Source organism: Cryobacterium levicorallinum, from assembly GCF_004402405.1.
GTDB lineage: Bacteria > Actinomycetota > Actinomycetes > Actinomycetales > Microbacteriaceae > Cryobacterium > Cryobacterium levicorallinum.
Genome location: NZ_SOFE01000013.1, coordinates 1 through 10346 on the forward strand (window position 1 = coordinate 1; position 10346 = coordinate 10346).

Annotated in this window: 8 protein-coding genes and 4 pseudogenes; 8 read left to right on the plus strand and 4 right to left on the minus strand. The window is 58.4% G+C overall.

The window, feature by feature from the left end:
- Positions 1–101 precede the first annotated feature (101 nt).
- The 4 genes and pseudogenes from E3O11_RS07240 to E3O11_RS07255 all read left to right on the plus strand — a co-directional run.
- Positions 102–695, plus strand: a complete 594-nt coding sequence (locus E3O11_RS07240) for an IS30 family transposase (protein WP_198415570.1) — start codon at positions 102–104, stop codon at positions 693–695.
- A 161-nt stretch (positions 696–856) separates the two neighbouring features.
- A pseudogene (locus E3O11_RS07245) lies at positions 857–1393 on the plus strand (IS256 family transposase); the annotation flags it as partial.
- A gap of 356 nt (positions 1394–1749) precedes the next feature.
- Entirely contained in the window at positions 1750–2193 is a 444-nt protein-coding gene (locus E3O11_RS18685) for a DUF1883 domain-containing protein (RefSeq protein WP_092453172.1), read from the plus strand.
- Positions 2096–3029 (plus strand): annotated as a pseudogene (locus E3O11_RS07255) (IS256 family transposase); the annotation flags it as partial. The gene E3O11_RS18685 and the pseudogene E3O11_RS07255, both read left to right, overlap by 98 nt.
- Before the next feature lie 35 nt (positions 3030–3064).
- On the opposite strand, the gene E3O11_RS07260 reads toward E3O11_RS07255, so the two are convergent.
- Positions 3065–5386 carry an FdhF/YdeP family oxidoreductase gene (locus E3O11_RS07260; protein WP_092453169.1) on the minus strand — a complete coding sequence of 774 codons (2322 nt, stop codon included), beginning with the start codon at positions 5384–5386 and terminating at the stop codon, positions 3065–3067.
- Between the two features lie 473 nt (positions 5387–5859).
- Positions 5860–6270: an ester cyclase gene (locus E3O11_RS07265; RefSeq protein ID WP_092453167.1), complete on the minus strand. Its 411-nt coding sequence runs from the start codon at positions 6268–6270 to the stop codon at positions 5860–5862.
- Between the two features lie 90 nt (positions 6271–6360).
- On the opposite strand from E3O11_RS07265, the pseudogene E3O11_RS18690 reads away from it, so the two are divergent.
- A pseudogene (locus E3O11_RS18690) lies at positions 6361–6474 on the plus strand (DUF3140 domain-containing protein); the annotation flags it as partial.
- Between the two features lie 124 nt (positions 6475–6598).
- Here E3O11_RS18690 and E3O11_RS07275 read toward each other — a convergent pair.
- The gene (locus E3O11_RS07275) at positions 6599–7741 is read right to left on the minus strand and encodes a glutathione-independent formaldehyde dehydrogenase (RefSeq protein WP_092453164.1); all 1143 of its coding nucleotides are present in this window, start codon (positions 7739–7741) and stop codon (positions 6599–6601) included.
- Positions 7742–8056: 315 nt separating this feature from the next.
- Between E3O11_RS07275 and E3O11_RS07280 the strand changes: the two are divergent.
- From E3O11_RS07280 to E3O11_RS07290, 3 genes and pseudogenes are all read left to right on the plus strand, one after another.
- Positions 8057–8506: pseudogene (locus tag E3O11_RS07280) on the plus strand (IS30 family transposase); the annotation flags it as partial.
- 102 nt (positions 8507–8608) lie between these two features.
- On the plus strand, positions 8609–8704 hold the full coding sequence (locus E3O11_RS07285; protein WP_134477618.1) for an IS3 family transposase: 96 nt from the start codon (positions 8609–8611) through the stop codon (positions 8702–8704).
- 188 nt (positions 8705–8892) lie between these two features.
- Complete coding sequence (locus E3O11_RS07290; RefSeq protein WP_092453161.1) at positions 8893–9396, plus strand: GNAT family N-acetyltransferase; 504 nt, start codon at positions 8893–8895, stop codon at positions 9394–9396.
- Between the two features lie 248 nt (positions 9397–9644).
- Here the strand turns inward: E3O11_RS07290 and E3O11_RS07295 are convergent, their stop codons facing one another.
- On the minus strand, positions 9645–9971 hold the full coding sequence (locus tag E3O11_RS07295) for a hypothetical protein (protein WP_092453158.1): 327 nt from the start codon (positions 9969–9971) through the stop codon (positions 9645–9647).
- Positions 9972–10346: the final 375 nt, after the last annotated feature.

Genomic DNA, 10346 nt, shown 5'->3' on the forward strand with positions numbered 1-10346 from the left:
CTGTGAGGAACTTTGAACGGTTCTCACTGACCATCGCACGGTGGTTCGTTACGTTGTTATTCCAACGATCGAACCCCGGGAATTACACCACTGCACGGGACGTGACCTGGCTGAGACGACGCTATCCGAACAAACTAACCTGGCACGTCTGTCCTGAGACTATCTACGACGGTGTTTATCGCGGGCTGATCAGCGTAGCGACGCCGGCGAGCCTGCGCACGGGACGCACGTACCGGCACCGTCGCGGGCGCGGCAGATCCAAAGACGGTTCACTGAAGCAGTCCACCAAAGTGTGCTCCATCCACGAACGCCCAGCACACGTCGAATCCCGGCTCCAAGCCGGGCATTGGGAAGGAGACCTCATCTTGGGCTCCAGTAACGGCTCAGCAATTGCCACGCTCGTGGAACGCAAGACCCGCATGACGATCCTCGTCTTCCTCCAGAGCGACCACAGCGCACAAACCGTCAGTGACGCACTCATCGGTGCGTTCTCGAGCCTGCCGTCGTCGCTCCGGCGCACGCTGACATGGGATCAAGGCAACGAAATGTTCCATCACAAGCGCATCGAGACGAAGACTGGGCTTCGTATTTACTTTGCCGACCCGCACTCGCCGTGGCAGCGAGGGACTAATGAAAACACCAATGGGCTCCTGCGCCAATATTTCCCGAAGGGGACNTTTCCCGAAGGGGACTGACCTCAGCCAGTGGGACCACGATCACCTCAACGCTGTGGCCGACGAACTTAACGGTCGGCCCAGAGCCTGCCTCAAAGACCGCACACCCCATCAGGCCATGAGACGATTAGGACACAGAACTAAGGCACACACGATTCGCAACGACCAGTAGAAACTGCCGCGTTTACGCGGCGATTTTCATTGATGCGATCGTAGTGAAGATCCGTGACGGGCAGGTCGCCAACCGGCCCATTTACGCGGTCATCGGCGTGACTTCGTCCGGCGACAAGGACACCCTCGGGCTCTGGGCTGGCACCGGCGGTGAAGGCGCCAAGTTCTGGATGTCTGTCCTGACCGACATCAAAAACCGCGGCGTCACCGACACGTTCTTCCTGATCTGTGACGGGCTGAAAGGATTACCCGATGTTGTCGGGAACGTGTGGCCGTTGACGTCGGTGCAGACCTGCATCATTCATCTGATCCGGAACACGTTCAAGCTCACGTCGAAGAAGGATTGGGAAGCGGTGAAACGGTCGGTGAAGCCGATCTACAGTGCGCCGAACGACGACGCTGCCCGCGCAGCACTGGATGACATGACCGCGGTCTGGGGAAAGAAATAGGGTGCGATCATCCGGTTGTGGGAGTCCGCGTGGGAAGAGTTCACACACAGTCAGCGCCGACTACAGCTGAAGTCAACGCACTGCGCTTCTAACCGTGTGCCGCGCAACTGATGGTCGCGACTCCATGCTCGCACCGTTGCCGCCCCGTAGAGGGTTCGGCAAACGGGCACTAAACCCATGCTCGATACGTGTCATCTATACGTTCGAATACGTGACAGACCTAGCTTCGGCTTGCGAAGGATCAAATACGTCACTTATCCCGTCATTTACCCTAAGTTACGCAAAGGTTACGGCGCCAGGTTGGGTGATGGCGCTCACACGACAGGCTCTCAGGAGCTCTCGACTGGTAGGCCCGCCAGCGTCGGGTTAATTGACTCGGAACTGCTGGGTCAGTGGTCCATGGTTCGATGTAGTCACGGGGACTCAAGATCGAGACCACCAGATGCGGGGGCGCAATGTCAGGTTTGCCATTTACGAAGCACCACTGGAATCGTCTGGACAAGGGCGCCACGGTCGTTGTCACGTTGACCACAGCGGCCAATGTTCGCCTTATGGACAGTTCAAACTTCACCTCTTACAAAAACGGCCGACCGCACAAACACTTCGGGGGCCTGGTAAAGACGTCACCTTTCCGTCTCACCGTCCCTCGCAGCGGCAGCTGGTACCTCACTGTCGATCTGATGGGTTTGAGAGCAACGAATGTGCGATCGTCAGTCGCTGTCGAACCTCCCGCTCTTCCCGTCGCCAAGTCGTCACCGCCCCAGTCGCTCAGCCGTATTCGGCACGAGCGTCCGCCGGTGGTCCCTGACAACCGTCGTCGCGACCTGCTACCTGTTAGGCGTCTCGACCCGGCGGATGGAGAAACTCGTCGAGACCCTCGGCATCATCCACCTCTCTAAATCTCAAGTCTCGGAGATGTCGAAAGAACTCGACGACCACGTCGCCGACTTCCGAACCCGCCCCCTGGACGGCGGCCCCTACATGTTCGTCGCCGCCGACGCCCTCGCGATGAAAGTTCGAGAAGGCGGCCGGGCCGTGAACGTGTCCGTGATGGTCGCTACCGGCGTCAACGCCGATGGCCACCGCGAGATCCTGGGCCTCCAGGTCGCTTCCAGCGAGGACGGCGCGGTCTGGTCTGAGTTCTTCCGCGACCTCACCGCCCGGGGCCTCACCGGTGTCAAGCTCGTCATCTCTGACGCCCACGTCGGCCTGGTCGCCGCGACCGCGGCGACCCTGCCCGGGGCTGCGTGGCAGCGGTGCCAAATGCACTACTCGGCGAACCTGATGTCAGCGACACCGAAGAGCTCGCGGCCGTGGGTGAAGACGCTGCTGCATACCGTTTATGACCAGCCCGATGCAGACGCAGTGAATGCCCAGTTCGACCGGGTCCTGGACGCATTGGAACACAAGCTCCCGAAAGCGTGCGCATCTCGACGCGGCCAGGGCCGACATTCTCGCGTTCACAGTGTTCCCGAAAGAGCTCTGGAAACAGATCTGGTCGAACAACCCGAACGAGCGCTTGAATAGGGAGATCAGCCGCCAGACCGATGTCGTCGGGATCTTCCCTAACCGGGACTCGATCATCCGTCTCGTGGGAGCTGTCCTTGCCGAGCAACACGATGAATGGGTCGAGTCCCGCCGCTATCTCGGCCTCGATGCCCTGGCCAAATCTCAGGCCGTCGGGACCGTTATGCCCGAGGAGGTGGCTATCGAGATCTCTGCCCTCAGCGCCTAATCAGCCGAGGGATCACAGGGAAACCGAAACACCACTCAAAAGGACTTGACCGGGGACTCCTGCTTCTGAGCAGGTTCCAGCCTGACGATGACGGCCTTGGATACCGGTGTGTTGCTGTCGTCGGCTACTTTGTCCAAGGGAACAAGAACGTTCGCCTCGGGAAAGTACGTGGCAGCGCACCCACGGGCGCTGGGATAGGCAACCACACGGTAATTGCGCAGTACTCGCTGCGCGCCATCATCGTGCACGCCGTGAATGTCCACCTGCTGGCCGTCCTCCAAGCTCAGTTCAGCGAGGTCTTCCGGATTCACGAAGACCACATGCCGGCCTTTCTTGATGCCCCGGTAACGGTCGTCGAAACCGTAGATGGTGGTGTTGAACTGGTCATGGGATCGCATAGTCTGCAGGATCAAGGTCGCGGCCGGCCGGCCAATAAACTCAAGCCCGTTGACAGTGATCATGGCCTTGCCCGTGGGCGTGTGGAAAGTGCGCGAGTCTCGCGGTCCGTTCGGCAACACAAAGCCGCCATCCTTCCGGATTTTTGTGTTGTAGTCCTGGCATCCTTCCACCACGTGCGAGATGTGTTCGCGGATCAGATCGTAGTCTTTCTCGAATCCAGGCCAATCAGCGTTGGTCTTCTCCCCGATCGTCGCCCGTGCCAAGCGGCAGATAATGGCAACCTCGGAAAGCAGGCCAGGTGCAACCGGTTCAATCACGCCGAAGGAGGGATGCACCGCACAGACCGTGTCTTCGACCGACACGAATTGCTCTCCCGATGTCTGTCGGTCGACCTCGGTGCGGCCCATGGTCGGAAGAATAAGCGCTTCCTTGCCCACGACCGCGTGGGAGCGGTTCAGTTTGGTGGAGATCTGGACGGTCATGTCCGTGCCGTGCATCGCGGCTTCGGCGGCATTGGTATCCGCGATCGCCCCGACCAGGTTGCCTCCCAATGCCATGAAAAATTTGATGCCGCCGTCACGCATGGACTGGATTGTCTTGACCGCGTCCACTCCATGATCAATTGGCGGCTCGAAGCCGAATTCCTTGCCGAGTGCGTCCATGAATGACTGTGGCATTTGCTCCCAGATACCCATGGTCCTGTCGCCCTGGACATTGCTGTGGCCTCGAATCGGGCAAGCGCCAGCGCCCGGCTTGCCGATGTTTCCGCGCAGCAGAAGCAGGTTGATGATCTCCTTGATCGTGGCGACCGCTTTCTTGTGCTGGGTTATCCCCATCGCCCAGGTGATGATGACCCTCTCAGCTTTCAGGTATCGGGCCGCCAACTCATCGATCTCGTCTATGCGTAGGCCAGTCGCCTCCAGGACTGCACCCTCGTCCAGCTCCGCGAGGTGCAGTGTGAACTCCTCCAGCCCTTCACAGTGCTCGTCAAGGAATTGGCGGTCCAGAACTGTTCCCGGGTTTTCGGCCTCAGCATCGAGCACCCTTTTGGAGACGGCCTGTAACAGGGCCATGTCCCCGCCCAGCCGGATCTGAATGAACTGATCGGCAATCTCAGTCCCGTGGCCGATGATGCCCTTGACCTGCTGCGGGTTCTTGTATCTTCTCAGTCCCGCTTCCGGCAGGGGATTTACGGCGACAATTTCCGCGCCGTTGTCCTTGGCTTCCTCGAGAGCAGTGAGCATGCGGGGACTGTTGGTTCCCGGATTCTGGCCCATGATAATGATCAGATCGGCCTTGCCGAAATCATCGTAGGCGATCGTGGACTTGCCAATTCCAATGGTCGGATCCAAGGCCCGACCGGTTGATTCGTGGCACATATTGGAGCAGTCGGGCAGGTTATTCGTCCCGTAGCCGCGGGCGAAAAGCTGATACGCGAAGGCGGCCTCGTTGGACGCGCGACCGCTGGTGTAAAAGACAGCCTCATTGGGGGACTCGAGGCTGTTGAGCTTGTTGCCGACGATGGCGAATACCTTGTCCCAGCTGATAGGCCGGTAGTGGTCCTCACCGGCTGGCTTATAGACAGGTTCAGTCAGGCGTCCCTGCGTGCCCAGCCAATACTCCGAACGCGTGAGCAGGTCGCTGACCGAATGCTCGGCCCAAAAACTGGAGGACACGACAATGGGCGTCGCTTCCCAGGTGACGGCCTTGGCGCCGTTTTCGCAGAACTCGAATGCCTTGCGATGATCAGGATCCGGCCACGCACAGCTCATGCAATCGAAGCCGTCCTTCTGGTTCAGAGACAGCATCGTCTTTCGCGTTCGATCCACGCCCATATCCTTGATCGCCGGAATCATTGAGTGCAGCACACCGGGCATCCCAGCGGCCCAGTCCTTAGGCTTCCCAACTTCAATGTCGCTGTCTTGAGGTTCGTTCACCGGAGGGTTCTCGCGCATCATGACCACTCTCTTCCCGCTTGTAACAGCAGCGACCAGAATCAATCGTGCCGACCATATCAGGACTAACAGGTGCGCTCAGGCATAGCAACTAAAACGATTAAATTGCCAGCCCCGACGCGAGTAGCCTGAGCGAATGCAGGCAACTATCGAACACTGTCACGTTGGGAGACGAGACCGTGGTTGGGCACTATGAAACGCGGTCGCGGCCAAAGAATCGCCATTCAAGAGGGTTGATTTGAAGTCCTTGCCTGATGTCGGGGAGCTCACCTTCGGCCGGCTCGACTGGCACAACAACCGGCGTCTCCACAACGCTCTCGAGAGCGTTCCGCCGCAGGAATAGGTCAGCACAATCGGGTTGTCATCGCCCCCGAAAAAACTGAAGGAATCTCCTCATGATTCGCACCCTCGTCCAAGATTACGAACATACGTGGGTTGACACTGCCTCCACTAATTAAAACGCCAGTAATCGTAAATTACGGCGCCAAGCCGAGTTGTTCGAGCATGCCCTGTTGGTCGCTGCTACCCCACCGCTCGACAAGTTTCCCGTTCTCAAACCGGCTAATTTGCATGCCACGAACAGACATCGTTTTGCCGCTAGCGGCGTGGCCCATGAGAGGGCCTTGGTGGGTGCCGGTGAGGGTATAAGCGAATGCGACGTCGGTATCGTTGGCGACGAGACGCTCAACTTCGATGTGCAGGTCTGGAAAAGCAGCAATCATCTCGCCAAAGAACGCTTTGTAGCCCTCGGGGCCAGGGCCTTGTCCAGGGGCAGGGTCGTTGTCAACTGCGTCGGCGGCCACAAGGTTGTCGAGAAGGTCGAGTTTTCCGCTGTTCACGGCGTCACCAAACTTCTGCTGGGCTGCGATATTCATTTCTTGACTCATGTGTTTACTCTCTTCCTAGACATTTACCGCGAATGGGTTTGTGTGGGCCACGGGTGATCATATGTCTACAATTCTTGGAATAAAAAGGCCGATCTGACCGCGTCCGCTATCGAACACATGTCTAGGGTGATCAACTACGTGAAGCGGCACAGGGCACGGGGCACAGATTTCAACGCCGAGCACTCACGATGGCGATACTCGTGATGAACTAGGGGAATGACCCACTAAAAACGTAGCGGCAGGGGAACTGTGCGGTCTGGTTCTCCCTGCCGCGCACGCCGTAATTTAGGCCACAGAAGCTAGGTCACATGGGCCGCTAGGTGTTGGCCTATTCGGGCTTGAGGATCACCTTGGTCCACCCGTCGGTGCGGTCGCCGAAGTTCTTATAGGCATCCGCGGCATCGCTAAGGGGAATCTCGTGGGAAACGATCCATGATGGCTTGGCCTTACCCACAGCTATCAGCTCGCGCAACTGCCGATTATATTTCTTTACCGGGCATTGGCCACTGCCAATGTTTTGGCCCTTGAGCCACTGCAGGCCGTAGTCAATAGCAATCTTGCCCTGCTTGGCGTTCTCGTCGAAGCCGCCAGGATCTGCCGGCAGGAAAACGCCAACAACACCAATTCCGCCGGTGATGCGCACGGACCGAATCAGCCGATTCAGAGTCATGGCGGGATCTTCGGTGCCCTGTGGGTCGTGGGCCTGATAGCCCACGCATTCACAACCCCGATCCGCGCCAATACCCTTAGTCTGGTCCAAAACAAACTGAACCGGATCCGTCTTCGAGTCATCAATGGCGATCGCACCGATCTGCTCGGCAAGGGCCAGCCGGTCTGGGCGTCGATCCACAACCCAGACTTTACTCGCGCCCTTGATCGTGGCAGACAGTGCAGCCATCAGCCCGACCGGACCCGCACCGTAAATCACTACTGTGTCACCGGGCATGACTCCAGCCATCTCGGTAGCGTGGTAGCCGGTAGGGAAGATGTCCGAAAGCATCACGTAATCGTTCTGCTTTTCTACGGCGTCTTCACCCAGGCGCAGGCAGTTACTGTCACCGTAGGGCACACGCAGCATTTGGGCCTGCCCGCCGGGATACGGACCCATTCCCGCGAAGCCGTAGGCGGCGCCCGCGCCGACCGGGTCTGGTTGAGTGGTCATGCAATAGTTGGTAAAGCCGCGTTCGCAATTCTTGCAAAAGCCGCAGGAAATATTGAACGGCAGCACGACGTGTTCGCCGACTCTCACCTTGTCGACGCCGTTACCAATCTCGATGACCTCGCCCATATTTTCGTGGCCAAACGTGCGTCCAGTTTCGAAATCGGTACGTCCCTCGTACATGTGTAAATCTGAACCGCAAATATTCGTGGCCGTGATGCGTACGAGAACGTCAGTGGGACGCTCGATCGTGGCATCCGGAACTTCTTCAACGTTGACCTCGTTGGGGCCCTTATAAACGACTGCTTTCATTTTTTTCTCTCTCTAGTTTTCCTGACCGTGAAAATCAACGGTCCGTCTTCACTTTCGGAGGTGTTCGAATTGAGTGCCCAGGCAACCTCGAGTTGCCCGCGGTTGTGCATACGTCGTGTATAGCACCGTTCCATGCGCACCGCCTCACCGCCGCAATCGTTGATATCGGTCACCGATCACACCATGCTTGCGTTCACGTTTGCATCGGACCACGACATCAATGGTGGTCTGTCATACGGCGGCATTGAGCCCGAGGACGGATCTGGTTGGCTCTCTCGGTTGCCACCGTCTGGAGCGTTACTACTCCGGCAATTGGGCGACCTCATCACCGGCAAACTCAACAAGACCGCGATTGCGACCCTGGTCGAGCGCACCACCCGTTACGTCATGCTCGTCCACCTGCCCGGCGCCCACACAACCGACGCCGTCCGTGACGGTCTGGTGGCCACGATCGGCACGCTGCCGGCACACCTTCGCGGGTCGCTGACTTGGGACCAGGGATCAGAGATGTCGACCCACAAGTCATTCACCACCGCGACAGACATGCCGGTGTATTTCTGCGACCCGGCCAGCCCCTGGCAGCGGGGCTCGAACGAGAGCACCAACGGGCTCCTGCGCCAGTATTTGCCGAAGGGAAGCGACCTGTCGGTTTATGGCCTCGAGGATCTGGAACGGGTCGCGCAGGAACTGAACGGCCGACCCCGCAAAACGCTCGGCTGGGACACCCCGGCAGAGCGATTCCGTGATCTACTAATCAGTACTTAATCAGCGCGGTGTTGCAACGACAGATGGAATCCAAGCATTGGCAGCGTAGAAGAATCCACTAATTCCGCTGTTCGAAATACCCGCGGCAGCTCAATCAATGCCGTGGCAGAGTCGTTTTTCTCCCATATGAAAACTGAGATGCATTACCAGCAGCACTTCGACAACCACCTCGCCGCACGCACCGCGGTGATGGAATAAATCGAATCCTGGTACAACCGGCGGCGGCCCCACTCCCACAGCGGAAGATTACAACCGGCCGCAGCTCTAGCCGCTTACCAAGACCACCGCCAACTGGCTGCGGCATAGAAGAAAAACACAACAGACTGTCTCAAAAACTTGAGGGCGCAGTAAGGCCACGTTCAGCTCTTCGGAATACCGTCGGTACCATGACGTATGCGCTTCGCTCCCTCAACCCTCTCGATCTCCCCCAGGTGCTCACGCTGAACAATGAGGCAGTTCCCGCCGTCTATGCCCTTGACGCTGATTTGCTTGCCACCCTCGTAGCTACTGCTACTCACTCAGTCGTGGTCACGACGGTGGAGGATGTGCACACCGTGGCTGGTTTCGTGATCGGCTTTGCCCCGTCCGCCGAATATGCAAGTGAAAGCTACCGTTGGTTTGAAGCCCGATCGAGCGACTTCCTCTATGTAGACCGCATCGTCGTGGCGCCAAACGCACGAAGCCAGGGCCTCGGCGAATTGCTCTACGCCTCCGTCTTTCAGGCTGCTCGCGAGGCCCACGCCACCGAAGTGGTGTGCGAAGTGAATACCTTTCCGCCCAATCCGCAGTTGCTGGCCTTCCACTCACGTCTCGGTTTCACCACGGTCGGCGAGCAGACCAACACGGGCGACACGGGCGCCGCCGCACTGCTCACGGCACTCGTTTCATAGCTCACTGCGGCCTCGCCGTACCGGCTTGAGATTGTGTTCATAAATGACGATCGAAGCAACTGTGCTCGCTGTCGCCGGAACATGATCTACGCTACACGCACCTATCGGCCCCAAGCCGTGTGCTCTCTCGCTGCAACAACACCACGCCTATGAACATGACGGACTCGCATCCGAGGAAAATTCGATGCCTCTGCGACCGCGCGGAAAAAATCCACAGGAATCAAACAGGGATGGCAAAGTCAACACAATTACGACGGGCTGACCGCGCCCCACTCCATTGCCGTGACGACCACCGCACAGATGAGAAAAATAATCACGATCAGCAGGGTAAACGTTGCAAGGAGGCCGAGCCGCAGTCGCCTACGACTCACGGCAAAACGGATGACCACCATCGCCGCATACAGAACCAATACGATAACCAATCCTGTGGTCGCGACCCCGGCTGGGCTGAGCCACTGCATAGCGAAAAGTAGCCCGGCGCAGATGAGCGTAAGAGCGCCACCCACCACAAGCCAGATAGCGCCCATCGACGTAGTCAGCGATCGTTGATCGCGCACTCGCTGCGACTCTGACATTATCGGCATCCTTCCGTCTCGTCTTGCGCAGTACCCACGTTGCCACTCGCGAGAAGAAAATGCCAGAGCCAAGCACGCATCTGCTCCCTCTGTGCCCGTTCTCCGCCTACCCTCATCGACGTTTTGTGTCGTCACAATTCTTTTGTCCCTCAGCACTCGGCGGGGTGCCTCTAACGCGACAAGCTTTCGACCGTTCAGGCCGTCTCGAAACCGCCCTAGGGATATAAGACGTCTCACGCCCACGCCTTGGCTCCCTCCGCATTTGCTTGGCCTTGACCCCGTTGTGTGGACACCTCACAAGAGAGAATGTTCACTATGGCAAGATCACGTCGGGACTTCACCCCTGAGTACAAAGACGAGGCCGTGAAGCTGGTC

Bases quoted from the DNA above. Each gene is read 5' to 3' on its own strand.
- E3O11_RS07290 (WP_092453161.1), top strand. From the start codon at position 8,893: ATGACGTATGCGCTTCGCTCCCTCAACCCTCTCGATCTCCCCCAGGTG.
- E3O11_RS07275 (WP_092453164.1), bottom strand. From the start codon at position 7,741: ATGAAAGCAGTCGTTTATAAGGGCCCCAACGAGGTCAACGTTGAAGAA.
- E3O11_RS07260 (WP_092453169.1), bottom strand. From the start codon at position 5,386: ATGATGCGCGAGAACCCTCCGGTGAACGAACCTCAAGACAGCGACATT.
- E3O11_RS18685 (WP_092453172.1), top strand. From the start codon at position 1,750: ATGTCAGGTTTGCCATTTACGAAGCACCACTGGAATCGTCTGGACAAG.
- E3O11_RS07295 (WP_092453158.1), bottom strand. From the start codon at position 9,971: ATGTCAGAGTCGCAGCGAGTGCGCGATCAACGATCGCTGACTACGTCG.
- E3O11_RS07265 (WP_092453167.1), bottom strand. From the start codon at position 6,270: ATGAGTCAAGAAATGAATATCGCAGCCCAGCAGAAGTTTGGTGACGCC.